Source organism: Flagellimonas sp. 2504JD1-5 (assembly GCF_053618295.1).
Genome location: NZ_JBSIOU010000001.1, coordinates 210586 through 231249, shown reverse-complemented (window position 1 = coordinate 231249; position 20664 = coordinate 210586). Strand labels below are relative to the sequence as shown.

General features: G+C 40.3%; 16 protein-coding genes. 10 read left to right on the top strand and 6 right to left on the bottom strand.

The annotated features are described in order from the left end of the window. Positions 1 to 171 precede the first annotated feature (171 nt). Positions 172 to 1776, bottom strand: coding sequence for a RagB/SusD family nutrient uptake outer membrane protein (locus ACULLG_RS01020; RefSeq protein ID WP_452124904.1), 1605 nt, complete (start codon positions 1774 to 1776; stop codon positions 172 to 174). Between the two features lie 18 nt (positions 1777 to 1794). Then, positions 1795 to 4920 (bottom strand): SusC/RagA family TonB-linked outer membrane protein, encoded by a 3126-nt coding sequence (locus ACULLG_RS01015; RefSeq protein ID WP_452124903.1) that lies wholly within the window; start codon positions 4918 to 4920, stop codon positions 1795 to 1797. 381 nt (positions 4921 to 5301) lie between these two features. On the opposite strand from ACULLG_RS01015, the gene ACULLG_RS01010 reads away from it, so the two are divergent. The 3 genes from ACULLG_RS01010 (at position 5302) to ACULLG_RS01000 (ending at position 10554) form a co-directional block, all read left to right on the top strand. Continuing rightward, positions 5302 to 6321, top strand: a complete 1020-nt coding sequence (locus tag ACULLG_RS01010; protein WP_452126515.1) for a LacI family DNA-binding transcriptional regulator — start codon at positions 5302 to 5304, stop codon at positions 6319 to 6321. A gap of 61 nt (positions 6322 to 6382) precedes the next feature. Next, positions 6383 to 8686 carry a glycoside hydrolase family 65 protein gene (locus ACULLG_RS01005; RefSeq protein WP_452124902.1) on the top strand — a complete coding sequence of 768 codons (2304 nt, stop codon included), beginning with the start codon at positions 6383 to 6385 and terminating at the stop codon, positions 8684 to 8686. Continuing rightward, positions 8683 to 10554: an alpha-amylase family glycosyl hydrolase gene (locus ACULLG_RS01000; RefSeq protein ID WP_452124901.1), complete on the top strand. Its 1872-nt coding sequence runs from the start codon at positions 8683 to 8685 to the stop codon at positions 10552 to 10554. The genes ACULLG_RS01005 and ACULLG_RS01000 overlap by 4 nt, the downstream gene beginning before the upstream one ends. Positions 10555 to 10606: 52 nt before the next feature. Here the strand turns inward: ACULLG_RS01000 and ACULLG_RS00995 are convergent, their stop codons facing one another. Further along, entirely contained in the window at positions 10607 to 11029 is a 423-nt protein-coding gene (locus tag ACULLG_RS00995) for a hypothetical protein (RefSeq protein ID WP_452124900.1), read from the bottom strand. Positions 11030 to 11216: 187 nt separating this feature from the next. On the opposite strand from ACULLG_RS00995, the gene ACULLG_RS00990 reads away from it, so the two are divergent. Then, a complete protein-coding gene (locus tag ACULLG_RS00990; RefSeq protein WP_452124899.1) occupies positions 11217 to 11972 on the top strand; it encodes a glycerophosphodiester phosphodiesterase in 756 nt (251 codons plus the stop codon). Continuing rightward, entirely contained in the window at positions 11972 to 13252 is a 1281-nt protein-coding gene (locus tag ACULLG_RS00985) for an NAD(P)/FAD-dependent oxidoreductase (RefSeq protein ID WP_452124898.1), read from the top strand. Before ACULLG_RS00990 ends, ACULLG_RS00985 begins: the two co-directional genes overlap by 1 nt. On the opposite strand, the gene ACULLG_RS00980 is transcribed toward ACULLG_RS00985, so the two are convergent. Then, positions 13249 to 13977: an MIP/aquaporin family protein gene (locus ACULLG_RS00980; protein WP_452124897.1), complete on the bottom strand. Its 729-nt coding sequence runs from the start codon at positions 13975 to 13977 to the stop codon at positions 13249 to 13251. The two genes, ACULLG_RS00985 and ACULLG_RS00980, sit on opposite strands and share 4 nt — an antisense overlap. Before the next feature lie 12 nt (positions 13978 to 13989). Beyond that, the gene (gene glpK, locus ACULLG_RS00975) at positions 13990 to 15486 is read right to left on the bottom strand and encodes a glycerol kinase GlpK (protein WP_452124896.1); all 1497 of its coding nucleotides are present in this window, start codon (positions 15484 to 15486) and stop codon (positions 13990 to 13992) included. Positions 15487 to 15558: 72 nt separating this feature from the next. Here glpK and ACULLG_RS00970 point away from each other — a divergent pair, with 72 nt between their 5' ends. Continuing rightward, positions 15559 to 16098 carry a DUF1697 domain-containing protein gene (locus tag ACULLG_RS00970; protein ID WP_452124895.1) on the top strand — a complete coding sequence of 180 codons (540 nt, stop codon included), beginning with the start codon at positions 15559 to 15561 and terminating at the stop codon, positions 16096 to 16098. A 6-nt stretch (positions 16099 to 16104) separates the two neighbouring features. Here ACULLG_RS00970 and ACULLG_RS00965 read toward each other — a convergent pair whose 3' ends face one another. Next, positions 16105 to 16581: a TspO/MBR family protein gene (locus ACULLG_RS00965; protein ID WP_452124894.1), complete on the bottom strand. Its 477-nt coding sequence runs from the start codon at positions 16579 to 16581 to the stop codon at positions 16105 to 16107. 93 nt (positions 16582 to 16674) lie between these two features. Here ACULLG_RS00965 and ACULLG_RS00960 point away from each other — a divergent pair, with 93 nt between their 5' ends. The 4 genes from ACULLG_RS00960 (at position 16675) to ACULLG_RS00945 (ending at position 20633) form a co-directional block, all read left to right on the top strand. Beyond that, positions 16675 to 17769 (top strand): diphosphomevalonate/mevalonate 3,5-bisphosphate decarboxylase family protein, encoded by a 1095-nt coding sequence (locus ACULLG_RS00960; protein ID WP_452124893.1) that lies wholly within the window; start codon positions 16675 to 16677, stop codon positions 17767 to 17769. Between the two features lie 63 nt (positions 17770 to 17832). Further along, the gene (locus ACULLG_RS00955; protein ID WP_452124892.1) at positions 17833 to 18771 is read left to right on the top strand and encodes a mevalonate kinase family protein; all 939 of its coding nucleotides are present in this window, start codon (positions 17833 to 17835) and stop codon (positions 18769 to 18771) included. 9 nt (positions 18772 to 18780) lie between these two features. Beyond that, entirely contained in the window at positions 18781 to 19686 is a 906-nt protein-coding gene (locus ACULLG_RS00950) for a geranylgeranylglycerol-phosphate geranylgeranyltransferase (RefSeq protein ID WP_452124891.1), read from the top strand. Continuing rightward, positions 19686 to 20633, top strand: coding sequence for a carbon-nitrogen hydrolase family protein (locus ACULLG_RS00945; protein WP_452124890.1), 948 nt, complete (start codon positions 19686 to 19688; stop codon positions 20631 to 20633). The genes ACULLG_RS00950 and ACULLG_RS00945 overlap by 1 nt, the downstream gene beginning before the upstream one ends. Positions 20634 to 20664 lie beyond the last annotated feature (31 nt).

Here is a 20664-nt window from a genome sequence, read left to right as displayed (position 1 = left end):
GTTAAAAACAACGAATCAAAAAGACATATGTGTTTGGATTGTAAGCCAGTTTCCTTGATTTTATTTTGAAAAGGGTTATATGCGTATAGGTATAGAACAAAAAAAAGGCTGCCAAACGGCAGCCTTTTTCAATTATCGCTATTCTCTTCTGAGTATTCTCAGAGAAGCTTTTTAGTAACCTGGATTCTGTACCAAGTTCGGATTTGCTAGAAGCTGAGCTGCCGGAATTGGAAACAACTGACGTGTTACATCACCAACTTTGTCAGCCGATTTGAATTCCCAAGCTCTAGTGTATTGGCCAAAACGAATCATATCGTTTCTTCTCCATGTTTCAGCAAATAACTCACGACCTCTTTCGTCCAATAGTTGTTGTTCACTAACAGAACCAAAAGGTGCTACACCACGAATTGCTCTTAACTCATTTACAAGAGCAGTAGCATCTCCGCCACTTCTCATTTGAGCTTCAGCCTTCATCAGGTGCGCATCAGAATATCTGAACACCACTTGGTGTGAACGGAACTCACCAAATCTCGGGGCATATTTAATTACTCGGATACCGGTAATTTCGCTATTGTTGATAAGGCTATTATTTCCATTGTTATCTACAAAATCGCGGCCAAATGCCAATGGGCCACCGGCTCTATCTTCAAGCGCTGTTCCATCAAGGGCGTACTGCTGTCCAACTAAAAATCCGTTTCCAACATTGGAACCTGCTTCAAATCCGCCATCATCGGTGGTTTGGTCAGCTCCTGTAAAATTGGTTCCTCCTGGAGGCACACCACCTCTACGTTCTTCTTGCCCATCAAGTGCAGCTCCACTAGCGTCCAATCTGTTATTGTTTGGATCTCCTTCAAACAAGTCATAGTATTCGGCCAGTGTACTGAAACCATTCCAACCACCTCCACCTAAAGAAGTGGAATTGTAGTGCAGACCGTTAAAGATTCTGTTACCAACCCCGGAGGCCAAAGCAAAGATAGTTTCATCGTCCGCACTATCACGGAAGATGTCAAAGTATCCAGCTTGCAACCCATAACCCTGGGCTGCGATTGCATCGACTAGTGCAATCACTTCGCTCATATCTGATGATTCTGGAGAACCACCTAGGTAGATATGCTTGTTCAAAAGAACCTTGGCTTTTAGGAATCTGGCCGCAGCTTTACTACCTGTATTGTTCTCTACATTACCGGCAGTAACATCAGGAAGGTTGGCAATTGCCTGGTCCAAATCGGCCAAAATAAAATCTACGGCAGCTTGGCCAGTAATAACCTCTGGCAAAGTTGAAGAAGGAAGTGAAGTGTCTCTGAATGGTATCTGTCCGAACCAATCCAAGATGTTCCACATGGAGTATGCTCTTAAAAAGCTTGCATCACCAATATTCTGGCCACTTGGATTACTTCTTGAGTCCAAAATTTGTGAAGCTACCAGCTGATTGGCATTGAATTGGTTAAATGGGCCAATGATGTCACCGGCCTCAGTGGTCCAATCATGGGTATGGAGATTTCTCCAACGTCCATTATCACCCCAGTCAGTACCTCTTGTTGGTACTAAAGCAGCATCTGTAGTCACCTCGTTTAGTGCAAACCTATTGGCCTGATCACCATATTGACCGGCAACTGTATTGTACAAGCCCTCTACTGCTGAGCTGGGATCGGCAAGACCCTGGAAACCGTCACTGATAATTGAATCAGATTCTTCAATCTCCAGATTGGTACAAGAATATACCCCTGCCAATGTTATGGCCGAAAGTATATATAGTTTTAAAATTCTTCTTTTCATGATTTTCAATTTTTTTGTTTAGAATGAAGCGTTAATTCCTACTGTAACAGTTCTAGGATTTGGAAATCCTGACCAATCAATACCTCTAGAAGGAATACCTGAACCCAAATCACCTGTGTTCACGGTAATTTCTGGATCTAAACCGCTGTAGTCTGTAATCAGGAACAAATTTTGTCCTGTAAGGGAGAACCTAAGGGTTTTAAAAGTCCCTTCACCACTTAGAGGAACATTATAACCTATGGTTGCGTTCTGCAATCTAACAAAATCACCTTTTTCCAAGAATCTTGTGGATGGATCTGCAGAAGCACCACCGGATTCACCGCTTGTCAGTACATCGGGAGTAACGTTTCTAGCATTGTTAATGGAACCAGCTGTGAAGAAACCGTTTCTAGTGTTGTTATACACAGAGAAACCAAATTGACCTGCGAAATAGGTCGAGAAGTCCCAGTTGTTCACATTAAGGTTCAATGATAGACCGGTAGTCACATCAGGCAATGCATCTTCACCTACGAAAGTTCTATCGGCAATTGGATCGCCTACACCATTTCCGTCCAAATCCCTATAGACTGGGAATCCATCTCCGTCAAATCCTTCAAAAATTGCCATATAATAGGCGAATAGGGATTGGCCAGCTTCAAATCGTTGTGCGAATGCACCAGAAAGACCTTGACCATTTATTTCACCTGTGTTTACAGCACTTGCAAAATCCTGAATCTCATTTTCGTTATATGCGATGTTGAAAGAAGAAGAGAAATTCACATTTTCCGATTGGATAAAGTCATAAGACAATGCCAATTCTATACCTCTGTTGATAATCGCTGCATCTTGATTACCAAATTGGAACGGGTCAACAGCTGGTGCAGCTGGAGGTGTCTGAAGCAATACATCGGTTGTTTCACTTCGATATACATCCAAACTACCACTGAAACGATCGTTGTTGAAACCGAAATCAAGACCTACGTTAAAGTTTAGGGTCGGTTCCCATTTCAAATCAGGAACGTCTGTGGCAACAATGGCCAAACCATTTTGGTTAACCGTTAGGTCGTTGTTAAGGCCTAGACCTCCGAATCGCTGTCTTGCTACAAAAGCACCAAAGCCTAAACCATCTTGGTTACCAGTGATACCTGCACTCAAACGAAGTTTAAGTGTTGAAACTGCATCACCAATAAAATCTTCCTCACCAATCTGCCAAGCAAATGCTCCTGAAGGGAAATATCCATATTGATTTTCCGGACCGAACCTTGAAGAACCATCCGCTCTAATTGTACCTGTAAAAAGGTATTTCCCTGCATAAGTATAATTTACCCTTGCAAAGAACGATTGCAATTCATCGGTATTATCGAAAGTGTCTGCTACCAATGCCTGAACTCTTCTTGTAAACGCAAATGGTACAGCATCACCAGGTGTAACTGTTGGGAAAAGTCTATTAACAATAAGGTCGTTAGTATTGGTCCCGTAATAGAATTGTTGGAATGAACCATCAATTGAGGCGCCAGCTTCCTTAACCGTTGTGGTAAGGTCGTTACTCATGATTTGAAGGTTAGTGGTGTCAAAGCCTCTACCTGCTGAGTTTATACCTGAAGTTCCAAAATCTTGATAAGAAAAACCAAGTAACACATCCAAGTTGGAGTTTTCAAACTCTTTCTTATAATTAAGTGTAGCTTCTAAAAGTCTGTTTTCGTTTACCAAAGTATTAAATACTCCAAAACCTTGACCTTCTATCCCAGCTAGGTTTAAAATATTTCCGGAAACGGCTGAAAAGTTTTGTCCTGTCGATTTGTCATAACCAACATTGATTTTACCGGTTAGTTCATCGGTAAACTTGTATTCAGCAGAACCATTGACCAACAATCTGTTTGTTTTGGTTTCTAACAAAGAGTTTTCCAAAAAGTTGGCTGGTAACAACTGTGTACCCCCATCTGTAAAAGTGGGGTCGTTTGGCCAAGTTGGGTTTGCCGAATATGATGCACCCAAAAGGTCACCACGGAATCCAGAACCACCACTCAATGGAGCTGTACCATCATTTACTCTAGAAATCGATACTTGAACATTCAATGTTAAGTCATCATCTAGAAATCTATGCACGGCATTGATTCTACCAGTAATTCTTTCCAAATCTGTGTTTTCAACAACACCAAGTGTATTAGTGTATCCGAAAGTGGCTCTTAAGTTACCTTGTCCGTAGTTGTTGGAATATGAAAGGTTCTGATTGTGGGAAGCTACGGTACGCGTAACTACTTTCTGCCAATCTGTAACCCCTCCAAAATCTACAGCAGCTGCATTACCTCCAAATTGGGTAACACCTGCCAAAAACTCATCACGATCCAATAGGTCATAATCGTTGGCTGGAGTTGAAATACTCAAGTTGGAAGAGAACTCAATAGTGCTTCCTTGACTTCCTTTACCACTTTTGGTTGTAATAATAACAACACCGTTGGCACCACGCGAACCGTAGATTGCTGTTGCCGATGCATCTTTAAGGATACTTATACTTTCAATATCCGCTGGGTTCAAGAAGTTTAACGGGTTTCTTACCGTAGTAGCTCCGTTACCTGAATCCCCTGAAGGCGAAGTGGGTGCTCCTGATAATGGAATACCATCAACAACAAATAACGGGTTGTTATTTGCTCGTACGGAGTTGGAACCTCGAATATTTACGGAGATTCCGGCACCTGGCTCACCACTGGTTTGAGAAATGTTCACACCGGCTGTTTTACCTTGTATCAACTGTTCTGGAGAAGCAATAACACCTCCGTTAAAGTCAGCCGCAGTAACCGCGGTAACAGAGCCAGTAGCATCCTTGACCGTTGTTGAACCATAACCAATGATAACAACTTCATCCAAGGCCTGCGCATCTTCTTGTAGCGTTACATTGATGGTTGCCTGTCCGTTATAATTGATTTCTTGCGTACTGAAACCAATATAACTAAAGACCAATACTGAACCATTGTTAACGTCGTTCAGCGTGTAATTACCATCAAAATCCGATTGGGTACCATTTGTAGTACCCTTTACCAAGATGCTAGCTCCCGGCAATGGACCGTTAGCATCAGAAACAGTACCTGATACCGTCTGTGCCTTGGCCGCATTGAAGCATAAAAATGCCCCAAGCAACATCAGGCTTTTAAGTAGCGTAATCTTCATAAATAATTAATTTTAAGTTTAGTTAATTTTAATTCAAGTGTTAAACATATGCAAAAAAAGTATTATTAGAAATCCAACTGTATATTAGCATCGAACGAAAACGGTTTCGTGTTAATAACTTTAGGTGTTGTGAAAGTTTGACAAAATTTAAGGAAATATTTTGAGCAAATCACAACCTTGGGACAGAAAAAAAAGGAAAAATGTAATTTTTGGGCTAATATACTATTTTTATTTTTTGTGTGGATTTAACTATTGGAAAGGATTTCGTTTCATTTTTTTAATCTTTTGCTAAAAGAATGAGTCAAAAATGTATTGTTGCAAAGCGAAATAAATAAATCCAAAATTTAGCGCTAAATTGTACAGTCAAAACCAAGAAAATTGTTGAAAGCAAAAATCACCTTAAAAGATATTGCGAGAGAATTGGAAGTTTCGATTTCCACGGTTTCCAAAGCACTTAAAAATAGCGAGGAAATAAGTAGGGACACAAAGGAAAAAGTTCAAGCTTTTGCCAAGTTGTACAACTACAAGCCGAATAATATAGCCATTAGCCTTAAAAACAAGAGAACAAAGAATATTGGGGTGGTGATTCCGGCCATTGTGCACCACTTTTTTACCACGGTCATCCGAGGTATTGAGAAATATGCGAATGCCAAGGGATATAACGTAATTGTATGTCTGTCCGAGGAGTCTTTTGACAAGGAGGTGATCAATATGGAAATGTTGGCCAATGGCAGTATAGATGGATTTATCATGTCCCTTTCCTCAGAAACCCAACAAAAAGGGGATTATAACCATTTAAAGGAGGTCACCGAACAAGGAATTCCAGTAGTACTCTTTGATCGCATCACCAATGAAATTGATTGCGACAAGGTGGTTATAGACGATCAGTTGGGAGCCTATATGGCAACGAAAAAATTGATTGATCAAGGAAGAAGAAAAATAGCCTTAATAACAACCGATGATTATCTAAGTGTAAGTAAGGCGAGAACTGAAGGATATCGAAAGGCACTTCTGGAGAGCGGGGTAGAAATAAATGAGTCTAGAATACTCAAATTGTCAACCATGGAAATGGACGAAGAACGAATACAAGAATTTTTTGATACCCATGAAGTGGATGCGGTACTTTGTGTAAATGAGATTTTTACTGTTTATAGCATGCGTTTGGTACAGGAAAAAGGCCTCGATATTCCTAATGACATATCATTTATTGGATTTACCGACGGCAAGTTGTCCAAATATGCCAATCCTAGCTTAACGGTGGTTGCACAACATGGAGAAAAAATGGGAGAGATTGCTGCTCAAATGCTTATAGATAAGGTTGAAAGTGAAAAAGAAGAAGAATCTTTCCAAACCAAGATTTTGGAGCCCACATTGGTAATTCGAAATTCTACGATCAATTAGATGAAGGGTCTTGTAAAAAAGGCCTGTGCATTTGTTTACGAACACTCACTATAACTAACTAATGAACCAAGATTATATTAAAGTGGACCCTTGGTCCATTATCGAAGATAATTTTGACCATGAAACGGTCAAATCCTCAGAAAGTTTATTCAGTATTGGCAATGGTGCCATGGGGCAACGGGCAAATTTTGAAGAACACTATTCCGGAGAAACTTTTCAAGGCAGCTATATCGCAGGAGTATATTACCCCGATAAAACCAGGGTCGGCTGGTGGAAAAATGGCTATCCCGAATACTTTGCCAAGGTATTGAACGCTCCCAACTGGATTGGTATTGACGTATTTGTGGACAACGAACCTCTGGATTTAAATACCTGTACCTCTGTCTCAGATTTTAGACGTGAACTGAACATGAAAGAAGGATGGTACCAAAGGAGTTTTGTGGCCACATTGCCCAATGGAAAAGAAATTTCAGTCCATATTACCAGATTTTTAAGCTTGGATATCGATGAGGTTGGTGCCATTAAAATGGAAATAGAACCATTGAATGCGGATGTCAACGTGCGTTTGGTTCCCTATTTGGATAGTGGAATTACAAATGAGGACACCAACTGGGATGATAAATTCTGGAATACCACCGGAATTCAGCAAAAAGGAAATAGAGCTTTTATTGAAGCACATACCATGAAGACCAATTTCGCCACTTGCACCTATATGCAGGCGGAAGTAACCTATTTGGACAAAATGGTTAAATCCAAATTGGGACGGAAAACAGAAACCTACGCTTCGCTTGAGTTTGAAACACAGATTTCTAAAGATTCAAAAGTTTCACTGGTCAAGTTTGGTGGGTATACCGTTTCCAGAAACCATAAAGCATCTGAACTGGTAAGTGCGGCAGAAAAAGTTCTGGATCAGGCCGGAGCCGTTGGTTTTGAAAACTTGCTTCAAAAACAAAAGGACGCATGGGCCAACATATGGAAGATGAGCGATATCACTATTAATGGTGATGTAAAGGCCCAACAAGGAATTCGATTCAACATTTTTCAACTAAATCAAACCTATTTAGGAAAAGATTCCCGACTTAATATTGGTCCAAAAGGATTTACCGGAGAAAAATATGGTGGCAGTACCTACTGGGATACAGAGGCCTATTGTTTGCCTTTTTATATGGCCACAAAAAACCAAGAAGTGGCTTGGAATTTATTGGAATACCGCTACAATCATCTGGAAAAGGCTATTGAAAATGCTGAAAAACTTGGTTTTTCAAACGGCGGGGCTTTATATCCAATGGTTACCATGAATGGCGAAGAATGTCATAATGAATGGGAAATCACTTTTGAGGAAATCCACCGTAACGGAGCCATTGCCTTTGCCATATATAATTATTATAGATTCACCGGGGACTATGGTTATATTCCCAAAATGGGACTGGAAGTCTTGATAGGGATCGCTCGTTTCTGGTACCAAAGAGTGAATTTTTCTGAAGACAAGAACAAATATGTCATGTTGGGGGTGACAGGGCCTAACGAGTATGAAAATAATGTCAACAATAACTGGTATACCAACTATATGGCCAAATGGTGCATGGAGTATACTGCTGGACAATTGAAAGTTGTCAAAGAAAACTATCCAGACGATTATCAACGGATTGTATCGAAGGTAAACTTTAAAGAAGACGAGATTGATAATTGGACGGAGACTGCTGGGAATATGTATTTCCCATATTCGGAAAAACATGGGGTTTTCTTGCAACAAGATGGCTTTTTGGACAAAGTGTTGATCAAAGTCGATGACCTTGATAAGTCCGAGCGTCCTATAAATCAAAAATGGAGCTGGGACAGGATTTTGCGTTCCCCATATATAAAACAGGCCGATGTTCTCCAGGGATTCTATTTTTTTGAGGATGACTTTTCAAAAGCTGAACTGGAAAAGCATTTTGACTTTTATGAACCATTCACCGTGCACGAATCCTCACTTTCACCATGTGTACATAGCATTCAGGCGGCCAAATTAGGTAGAATGGACCAAGCCTATACTTTTTATTTAAGGACATCACGCTTAGATTTGGATGACTATAACAAAGAAGTGGAAGAGGGGTTACACATCACTTCAATGGCAGGAACTTGGATGAGTATTGTGGAAGGATTTGGTGGAATGCGGATTAAAAACGACCAACTTTGTTTTACCCCGCAAATTCCAAAACAATGGGAATCGTATTCTTTCAAAGTTAACTTTAGAAACCAGATCGTTACCATAACCGTTGCGGATCAAGAAGTGAGTTTTGAAATTTCAGGTGACAAGGAACTTACCATTCAAGTGAACAATAAAACAGCTACATTAATTCCGGGGAAAACCGTTAAAGCATGAAAAAAATCCTCTATGGTATTAGCCTTATAGTACTTGGAGCGGCATTTTCATGCGAACAGAAAACCGATAAAAAATCAGTTCAACCCATAATGAAAAAAAAAGCCGTTGTTTATCAGGTTTTTACTAGACTTTTCGGAAATACGAACACAACCAACAAGCCTTGGGGCACCATTGAGGAAAATGGGGTGGGCAAATTTGCCGATTTTACCGAAAAAGCTTTGCAAGAGATCAAGGATTTGGGAGTTACCCATATTTGGTATACCGGAGTTCCACATCATGCGTTGATCAATGACTATACAGCCTACGGAATTTCCAATGATGACCCAGATGTGGTAAAAGGTAGGGCGGGGTCTCCCTATGCGGTCAAAGATTACTACAATGTGAATCCTGATTTGGCAATTGACCCTACCAAAAGACTAGAAGAATTCAAGAAGTTGGTCAACCGAACACACCAAGCTGGGATGAAAGTCCTTATTGATATTGTGCCCAATCATGTAGCCCGAAATTATGTGGGATTGACCAATCCCGAAGGGATTTCCGATTTTGGTTCCGAAGACAATACCACTGTGGAATATGATAAGAACAATAATTTCTATTACATTCCAGGGAGTCAATTCAAAGTGCCACAATGGCAAAACGGATATAAACCATTGGGAGGTGAAACCAATAACGCTTCGGATGGAAAGTTTGAGGAAGTTCCAGCAAAATGGACTGGAAATGGATCAAGATTGGCGCAGCCGCATTTTAACGATTGGTATGAAACCGTAAAAGTAAATTACGGAGTGCGGCCTGATGGTTCCTACGACTTTGACCAATTGCCCGAAGGGTTTGATAAGGAGAACTACAAAACCCATTTTTCTTTTTGGGAAGAAAAGACCGTGCCGGATTCTTGGATCAAGTTTAAAGATATTGCCCTGTATTGGTCGGATTTTGGTGTAGATGGATTTCGGTTTGATATGGCGGAAATGGTTCCCGTTGAATTTTGGAGCTACCTCAATTCCAATATTAAAATGAAAAACCCCAATGCTTTTTTATTGGCTGAGGTATATAACCCCAAGCTTTATCGCGATTATATCCACAAAGGAAAAATGGACTACCTGTATGATAAAGTGGAATTATACGATAGTATTAAACATATTATGAAAGGCTACGGATGGACCGACCATATACCTGTGGTGCAAAAGGGAATGGCCGACATTGAACACCATATGCTGCATTTTTTGGAAAATCATGATGAACAGCGGATAGCAAGTCCGGATTTTGCCGGAAAAGCCGAATTGGGCAAACCCGCCATGGTAGTTTCGGCCACAATTAGCACCTCGCCAACCATGATTTATTTTGGACAGGAAGTTGGAGAGCCGGGAGCCGAAGATGCCGGGTTTGGGAAACCTACTCGAACATCTATCTTTGATTATATTGGCGTGCCTCACTATCAGCGTTGGATGAACAACAAACAATTTGATGGGGGACAACTATCCGAAGATGAACAAAACCTTAGGGATTTTTACAAACGCCTTTTGAATTTCACGATTACAAGTGATGCGCTCATGGGGGAATACCAAGAGATTCATTTTTTCAATAAGGACAACACCGAAAATTACGATCACAAAGTACTGTCCTATGTTCGCTGGTCTAAAAATGAGAAGCTGATCGTAGTATCAAATTTTGACGACACGAACACTTATAATTTCAATTTAAAAGTTCCGAAGGAGATAATTGAAACATGGAAACTCAAGGATAGAAAATATGTCCTGGAAGAAGAGCTTTATGGAAAAGTAAACCTAACACTGACTATAAAAAATGGTACAGGAAGCATCGATGTGGCACTCCGCCCTTTGAAGTCGTATATTTTAAGTGTTGCCAAATAAAAAGGTGGACCGCTTGGCAGCCCACCTATGGTTTAGGGTCGGTTAGTTTACTTTACCCCTCTTTAGTAGCAGTTTTTTGATGCACCACTGCGATGACAACACCAGTAATCACGAAAAATATCAGCGCCAGAACAAAATCAAGCAAATGACCGGTCAAATCAAATAGGTTGGCGGTGGCATACCAAATCAAGGCGGTTCCCAAACCGGCAAAAAGAGCGATCCAAGCTCCGAACTCTGCCCCTTCTTTAGCACTGTGATGTCCACGGGCCCATTTACCGTAAAGATTGCTCAAGGCAAAGGCTGAAACAAGATTTCCTAAAACTATGAAAAGAAAATCTGGCGGATCTTTCATAACATCGGTAATAACATGACCGCCCATTAAACTTTCTGCGGCCATTCCCCATAAAAGGTATCCGAGTACAAACATCACAATGGTGGCAACCACGGTGGCAAGCAAATTAGATTTTGAAAACATGTTAGTTATTTTATTGGTTATTAATTTGGCAAAAGTATTAAATAAAATTTAACAAATTGATAATTTTAAATAAGATAAAATATCATATCCATATAATTATGACAAAAAAGTAATGTTGTCATAATTTGAGTCGACAAAAAAATTCATTTTCAAATTGTATTTTTAAGAACTAATACAAATCAAAAAAATGAAAGTGAAAATACATCTGCTGGGGGCTCTACTGGCCACTTTTTTAATCACAAGTTGCAATATGACAGACGCTACATTGGTAATCGGACATCGAGGTGCGATGGGGCATGAAACAGAAAACACCTTAGCCTCAATACAAAAAGCACTCGATCTTGGGGTGGACATGATTGAGATTGATGTGTTTAAAATTGAAAGCGGGGAAATAGCGGTGTTCCATGATGAGCGGGTAGAACGTTTGACCAATGGAGGTGGACGCATTGAGGATTATAATGTTTTTGACATGAGACAACTCACTTTAGAGGGAAACCACAAGATCCCGCTATTGCAAGATGTACTCAAACTAATAAATAACCAGGTAGCTTTGAATATTGAACTCAAAGGTGCCAATACTGCTGATAGGGTAAACTTTATTACCGACTATTACAGCAGGGAAAGAGGATGGGAGGCCGAAAATTTCATCATTTCTAGCTTTAATTGGGATGAACTGAGGAAAATGAGAAAATTTAACGATAGCATCAAGATTGCTGTGTTGACAGAAGAAAATCCGGTTGACGCTATTGTTGTGGCAAAGGAATTGAAGGCTGTGGCCATAAATCCCAATTTTAAAACCTTGAATCAAGATAACGTGTCCAAAATCCATGACCAAGGCCTTAAAATATACACATGGACCGTAAACAATGCCGAGGATATCCAAAGAATGAAAGATCTAAAAGTGGATGGTATAATTACCAACTACCCTGAGCGCGTGAATTAATGTTTGATGTTATAATAGTTGGAGGAGGAGCTGCGGGATTTTATGCTGCCATACAGATCTCTGAAATGGCGCCAAAACTCAAAATAGTCATTTTTGAAAGAGGGAAAACCGTGCTTTCCAAAGTTAAGGTTTCCGGTGGAGGACGATGCAATGTTACCCATGGAGAGTTTTTGGCAGGTGAGCTGGTCACCAATTACCCAAGGGGGCAAAAAGAGCTTCTGGGCCCTTTCCACACCTATGCACCGGGGGATGTGATGACTTTTTTTGAAGAAAGGGGAGTTCCCTTAAAAATTGAAGCCGATGGCCGTATTTTTCCACAGAGCGATTCATCACAATCGATAATCGATTGCTTTTTGGCAGAAACCGAACGCTTGGGCATAAAAGTGCTCAGGAACAGTTCGGTAAAAGAAATAAAGAAATATGATAAAGGGAATGGTTGGCAGGTCACAACAGCGAACAAACATTATTTTTCCCATAAATTATTGCTAGCGACAGGAAGCAATACCAAAATATGGAGAGTTTTGAAAGAAATGGGACATAATATTGTTCCTCCGGTACCCTCGTTATTCACTTTTAATATCGATGATGAAAGAATCAAGGGTATACAGGGCGTAAGTGTTCGATCAGAAGTTGAAATTCCATCAAAGAAAGTTTTCTCGCCAGATATTAAGATAAAGCTGAAAAGCGCAAAAAATGAACACCCTGTATTAGAGTCCGAAGGACCTGTTTTAATAACCCACTGGGGCTTAAGTGGACCCGCGATCCTGAAACTTTCTGCTTGGGGCGCAACAATTTTGAACAGGTATAATTATAGATTTAAGGTGAACATTAATTGGACCCCTGATTATACCGCCGGATCAATGGAAAACTATTTAAGGAAGATCAAGGGGGTTGAAGCAAAAAAAACTGTTTTAAGGACCAATGCAGTTGAGATTCCCAGAAGGCTATGGACCAATCTGGTATTGGCGTCTGGTATAAAAAGAGATTTGAAGTGGGCAGATGTGACCAAAGAACAACTGCAAAACTTGGCAAGGCAACTGACCCAATGCTCGTTTAAAGTAGATGGGAAAAGCACCTTTAAAGAAGAATTTGTTACGGCAGGAGGCATTGATCTAAAGGAAATCAATTTTAAAACTTTTGAAAGCAAAAAATTTCCGGGCCTATATTTTGCAGGCGAAATAATCAATGTCGATGCCATTACCGGTGGATTCAATTTTCAAAATGCATGGACCGGCGGCTATATAGCGGCCCAAGCAATTGTAAACGATTTATTAGCTTAAGACAACACCATTGCCAGCACTGCGGCAAGCGTCGCTCCTAAAATTGGGCCAACAACCGGAATCCAGGAATATCCCCATCCATTTGTCCCCTTGTTTTTTATGGGTAGCAGGGCATGGACAATGCGCGGCCCTAGATCTCGCGCTGGATTAATGGCATAACCTGTTGTTCCTCCCAACGATAAACCAATGCTCCATACAATAATAGCAACGGGCAAAGCACCTAACGACCCCAAACCAATAATGGTGTTATCTTTTGTTGAAACGGCATCCGTGAAATATAATACAGCAAAAACCAATACAAACGTACCGACAATCTCTGTCAGAATATTGGAAAACAGATTTTTGAGTGCTGGTGTATTACAAAAAACCCCTCTTTTGGTATTTCCATCTTCGGTAACATCAAAATGTGGTTTATGTATTAGCCAAACAAAAAACGCTCCAAGCATAGCTCCAATGAATTGAGCTAATATATAACTGGGCACGTCAAATATTGAAAATTCACCAGCTACTGCAAGACCAATGGTTACGGCGGGATTCATATGTGCACCACTATATGGGCCCGCTACGACCACTCCCGTATAAACGGCAAAAGCCCAACCAGTGGTTATTACTATCCAGCCAGAACTGCTGCCATAGGTGTTTTTTAATGAGACATTGGCATTCACGCCACAGCCCAACAAAATCAATAAAAAAGTACCGACAATCTCGGCAATAAATGGAGTCATAATTAATTTGGTTTAGTTATTCTTGGTCCAATGTTCCAAAGCATCGATAGCTTTGTACCAACCTTTAATTCCTGTTTCAATGGCATCTCTTTCCTGTGAGGGGTTAAAACGGATATCGGTTTGCCAAATATCTTGGATTTCTTCTGGGCTTTTCCAAAAACCGACCGCCAAGCCAGCTAAATACGCGGCACCCATAACTGTGGTCTCAACAATTTTAGGTCGAACAGTGGTTGTGTTTAAAACATCAGCTTGGAATTGCATGAGCATATTGTTTACGGTTGCTCCCCCATCTACTCTGAGTTCTTTTACTGAAATGCCAGAATCTGCCTCCATGGCCTTTAAAACATCCATGGTTTGATAAGCTATGGATTCCAGAGCCGCCCGTGCAATATGTGCATCTGTGCTACCGCGAGTCAAGCCGAAAATTGTTCCTTGCGCATGTTGATTCCAATGCGGAGCTCCCAGACCTGCAAAAGCGGGCACAAAATAGACCCCTTCGGAATTTTCAACGGATGAAGCCAGTTGCTCAACATCGGCAGAAGATTGGATTATTTTTAAGCCATCCCTAAGCCATTGCACCACGGCCCCTGCTATAAATATGCTCCCCTCAAGGGCATATGTGGTCTTTCCATTTATTTTCCATGCTACCGTTGTAAGCAAATTGTTCTCGGAAACAATAGGTGTTTCCCCAATGTTCATCAACATAAAACACCCTGTTCCATAGGTATTTTTGACCATTCCCTGCCTAGTACACATTTGACCGAACAAAGCAGCCTGCTGATCCCCAGCGATTCCGGAAATTGGAATTTTGGAGACTACAAAATCTGAACTTGTATTTCCATAAAGTTCACTGGATTGCTTGACCTCTGGAAGCATATTAACCGGAATATCAAATAGCCCCAAAAGGTCATTATCCCATGACATAGAATTAATATTGAATAACAAAGTACGACAGGCATTTGTAACATCGGTAACATGAAGGGCACCACCTGTCATTTTCCAAATAAGCCAAGTATCGATGGTTCCCATAATGAGATCTCCCGCTTCTGCCTTGTTCCTTGCACCTGGGACATTATCAAGAATCCATTTTACCTTGGTTCCGGAAAAATATGCATCTATGACCAAACCGGTCTTTTCACGAATCATCTGGGAGTTGCCCTGGTCTTTCAATTCGTCACAATAATCGGCCGTACGTTTATCTTGCCAAACAATGGCATTGTAAATGGGTTCACCTGTATTTTTATCCCAAACTACCACCGTTTCACGTTGATTTGTTATCCCTATAGCAGCAATCTCTTCACGCGTCAGATTTTGTCTTTTCAATGCTTCAGCGACCATTTCTGCTTGGGTATCCCAAATTTCGTTTGGGTCATGTTCTACCCATCCTGGTTTCGGAAAAATCTGTGTAAATTCTTTTTGCGCAACAGAAACGATGGTTCCCTTTTTATCAAAAACCACTGCTCGGGAACTGGTGGTGCCTTGATCTAAGGCTAGGACATATTGACTCATTGTGGTTATTTTAGCGTGCTTGAAAATAATAAAATAAATTGTGTAACCTAATCGTGGTAGAATTAACAAAGTATGAAATCTTTCATAGCATTTCTTAGGGGAATCAATGTCAGCGGACAAAAGAAAATTAAAATGGCCGATTTGAAACAGGCTTTAGAGTCAAATGGGCTCGATAATGTGCAAACGTATATCCAGAGTGGAAACCTTGTTTTTGAAGCTGACAAAACCAATCAGGAAAAACTTGGGGAGACCATCAATAAAACGATTTTTTCAGCTTTCGGATTTGATGTTCCAGTACTTGTCTTGACCCTCCATGAAATGGCGAGGATTTTAGCGGCAAATCCATTCTCGGACGAGCCGGAAAAGAAGAGTCTGTACTATGTTTTACTCAAAACCAAACCAAAACCTGAATTGGTTAATGAATTTAATCAAATTAAATTCGAAAATGAAGATTTCGCCATTACTGATAACTGTGTATACCTGCGTTGCAAAGCAGGATATGGAAAGGCTAAACTCAGCAACAATTTTGTAGAACGGAAATTGAAAGTGAAAGCCACCGCACGGAACCTAAGAACCATGGAAAAAATGGTGGAAATGGCAAAAGGTAGTTGAGGATTTTTAGTTCAACAGCCAAATGTTGTAGTTCAAAACCATTGCAAAACTAACCCAGAGCAAATATGGAATTAACAAATATGCTGCTAGTTTGCTTACAACCTTAAACCATTTCATGGTCAAAATAATCAAGGTAAGCAAAGCCAAAATGACCATAAGTGCCCAAAATGGACTTTTTAATCCAAAAAAGACAATGCTCCACAATGCATTTAAAAGTAATTGAAACCCAAAATGGTAGAGTGCTGTTTTTACCCAAAGGTGATGGAATCCTTTAGACCATACAATTCCTGCAGAAATGCCCATCAAAACATATAAAATGGTCCAAACGGGAGCGAAAATTGAATTTGGTGGGTTAAAACTTGGTTTGCTAAGGGTAGTGTACCAATCATTGACCGAGCTTTGGGTCGCAAAGCTGGAAAGAAAACCGATCAAAAGGCAGATGGTAATGGCAATTCCAATATTGATAATTTTCTTTTTTTTCATGGCTGGTGCAACTCCAACTAAAATAAGAATTTATTTGTTTCCCTTTTATGTGATCACAATGGCTTCATTTATATTTGCCGAAAGGTTTTACCTATGATCCAGAAAGACTTTCTGCCAAACCAATATTCAGACTTGCCAGCAGAAGGAAAAGTCACATGGAAAGCTCCTAGTAATATTGCCTTGGTCAAATACTGGGGGAAAAAGGAAAATCAGATTCCGGCAAACCCCTCCATTAGCTTTACATTGGATGCATGCGCCACAACAACGACGGTTGCCTTTACGAAGAAAGAGAATGATGCAAAGTTTTCTTTTGATTTATTTTTGGATGGAAAAACCAAACCAGATTTCAAACCAAAAATCCAGACTTTTTTTGAGCGTATTTCAGAGTATGTTCCTTTTATTGGATCCTATCATTTTAAAATAGAAACCTCCAATTCCTTTCCGCATAGCAGCGGAATTGCTTCGTCTGCAAGCGGGATGGCGGCTTTGTCACTCTGTTTGATGGATATTGAAAGGCAGCTGGATGCCACAATGGAACAAGTTTTTTTTAATAAAAAAGCATCTTTTTTGGCACGATTGGGTTCTGGGAGTGCCTGCAGAAGTATTGAAGGCGATCTAATTCAATGGGGAGTGCATCAAAATGTTCCTGCGAGTTCAGATTTATTTGGAATCAAATACCCCCATAATGTGGATTCAGTTTTTAAGAATTTCCATGACACCATTTTGTTGGTGCATAAAGGAGAAAAACAGGTGAGCAGTACAGTAGGGCATAATTTGATGCACAACCACCCGTATGCTGAAAATAGATTTAAGCAAGCGCATCAAAATTTGGATAAGCTCAAAGTTATTTTTTCCGAAGGAGATTTAGAAGGTTTCATTGAGGTTGTCGAAAGTGAAGCATTAACATTGCATGCAATGATGATGACCAGCAATCCCTATTTCATTCTAATGAAACCCGATACCTTGCAAATCATTAATAAAATCTGGGGTTTTCGAAAAAGAACCAATGTGCCCATTTGTTTTACATTGGATGCAGGAGCCAATGTTCATGTGCTCTATCCAGAATCAGTGAAAGAAGAAGCCATTCAATTTATTCAGAATGAATTGGTTGCGCATTGCGAGAAAGGACACTATATTTGCGATCGAATTGGTAATGGAGCGCGAAAATTAGTGCAGAACACCCAATGATTGACCCTATTTGACGTTAGAAGATGCATGCAGGGTAAATAATTTGTATTTTAGAAGACGTACATGAAAGGACCTTTATTTTATTCTAAAATTTTACTCTTTGGGGAGTATGGAATCATCAAAGATTCCAAAGGACTTTCCATTCCCTATAACTTCTTTAAGGGCGCACTCAAAACGGATGAAAATCTTTCTCAGCAGGCAAGTGAATCCAATAAAAGTCTCAAGGATTTTACAACATATCTTCGAAATCTTGAAAAAGAAGAACAAGGTTTGGTTTCCTTTGATTTGGAAACCTTGGAAAAAGATGTTGCCAAGGGAATGTATTTTGATAGTTCAATTCCACAGGGCTATGGAATAGGAAGTAGTGGTGCTCTCGTTGCTGCTATTTACGATAAATATGCCATGGATAAAATCACGGTTTTAGAGAATCTGACCCGTGCGAAGTTGTTGAAACTCAAGGAGATTTTTGGAAAAATGGAATCCTTTTTCCATGGTAAATCTTCAGGATTGGATCCTTTGAACAGTTATTTGAGCTTGCCTATCCTTATCAATTCCAAAGACAATATTGAGTCTACCAGTATTCCTTCCCAAAACAAGGAGGGAAAAGGTGCTGTTTTCTTATTGGATAGTGGAATGACCGGGGAAACGGCCCCGATGGTTCAGATTTTCATGGAAAAAATGAAGCAGGAAGGCTTCCGCAATATGATTAAAAATCAGTTTGTAAAGCACACCGATGCCTGCGTTGAGGATTTCTTGAACGGGAACATTAAATCCCTTTTCGGAAACTTAAAACAGCTTTCACATGTAGCCTTGGATCATTTTAAACCGATGATTCCTTCCAAGTTTCATAAACTTTGGCGTCAAGGCATTGAAACCAACGACTACTACCTAAAACTCTGCGGATCAGGTGGCGGCGGTTATTTTTTGGGCTTTACCCAAGACTTTGAACGTGCCAAGAAAGCATTGGACGGACACAAATTGGAAGTGGTTTATCACTTCTAAAACCATCGTATGCTTAGTAGAAAAAATAGACTCCTGCTGTTTAAGCTGTTGAGTCTTTTCTCTGTGGTTCGCGGATATAACATTTTAGTAATAACCATAGCCCAGTACTTGGCTTCCATATACATTTTGGCACCCAATTTACCCTTGCGGAAGGTTGTTTTGGATCTGAACCTGTTTCTAATTGTTACGGCCTCAGCGCTGGTGATTGCAAGTGGTTATATCATCAATAATTTTTACGATGCCGAAAAAGATTTGATCAATAAGCCTACAAAGAGTATGCTTGATAGACTTGTGAGTCAACGATTTAAACTTACTACTTATTTCATTCTCAATCTACTGGCGGTTTTTGCGGCCAGTTATATCTCGTTTCGGGCAGTTTTCTTCTTTTCGGCCTATATTTTTGGAATTTGGCTGTACTCACATAAGCTCAAGAGAATACCATTTATTGGAAATTTGGTCTCTGCTTCTTTGGCCATCGCTCCCTTTTTTGTTGTTTTTGTGTACTATCAGAATTTTGAGAAGGTCATATTTGTGCATGGGATGTTCTTAACCCTATTGATTTTGGCTAGGGAAATGATCAAAGACTTGGAGAATATGGCCGGAGATATGGCACAGAACTATAAGACTATCCCTATTTTATATGGCCCCAGGGTTTCAAAGGTACTTATTGGATTTTTAGTTTTACTCACACTGGTACCGGTCTTTTTACTCATCAATTTTTTCGATATAGGATATATGCATGTCTACTTTTATAGCTGTATAATTCTTCTAGGTGTTTTTATTGTTTTGTTGGGAAAGGCCAAAGACAAAAAACACTATGTTTGGTTGCATAATATCCTCAAATTCGTCATCGTGGCTGGTGTTTTCAGCATTCTATTGATAGATGTGGATTTGGTTTTAAACAGAATTCTATAATGGAAAATCTTTTAAAGGTGGCCATGGCGCAAATTGCGCCCGTTTGGTTGGATAAAATTGAAACCCTTAAAAAAATTGAATCTACCATCAAAGAAGCAGCGTCCAATGGTGCTGAACTTGTGGTTTTTGGAGAAGCGTTTTTACCAGGATATCCTTTTTGGCTTGCCTATACTAACGGTGCTGCGTGGAATTTGAAGGTAAACAAGGAACTTCATGCCCATTATGCCAGAAACTCAATTCAAATTGAAGCTGGGGAGCTTAATTCCATTTGCGAATTGGCAAAAACCTATAAAATTGCTATTTATTTGGGCATGATGGAACGTGCCAAAGACCGTGGCGGGCATAGTTTGTATTGTTCTTTGGTCTATATCGATGCCAATGGAGAAATAAAATCCGTGCACCGTAAGTTGCAACCGACCTATGATGAACGCTTAACTTGGGCTCCCGGCGATGGGAATGGACTTCAAGTACATTCGCTTAAACAATTCACGGTAGGAGGCCTCAATTGCTGGGAAAATTGGATGCCACTACCACGAACTGCTCTATATGGACAGGGTGAAAATTTGCATGTAGCGGTCTGGCCGGGCGGTTTGCACAACACCAAAGACATTACCCGTTTCATTGCCCGTGAATCACGAAGTTTTGTGATTTCGGTTTCTTCGTTGATGCGCACCTCCGATTTTCCGAAAGACACACCCCATCTAGACGAAATCCTGAAAAATGCACCTAAAGTTTTGGCCAATGGAGGTTCTGCCATAGCTGGTCCAGATGGAGAATGGATTGTGGAACCGGTAGTTGACAAAGAAGGCTTGATCTATGAAACCTTGGACTTCAACCGAATATACGAGGAACGCCAAAATTTTGACCCGGCAGGTCATTATTCCCGACCAGACGTGACCAAATTGATGGTGAATAGGGAGCGACAGTCTACGGTTGAATTTGACTAGGAATTCAGGATTTTGATTTGATACTTATCCG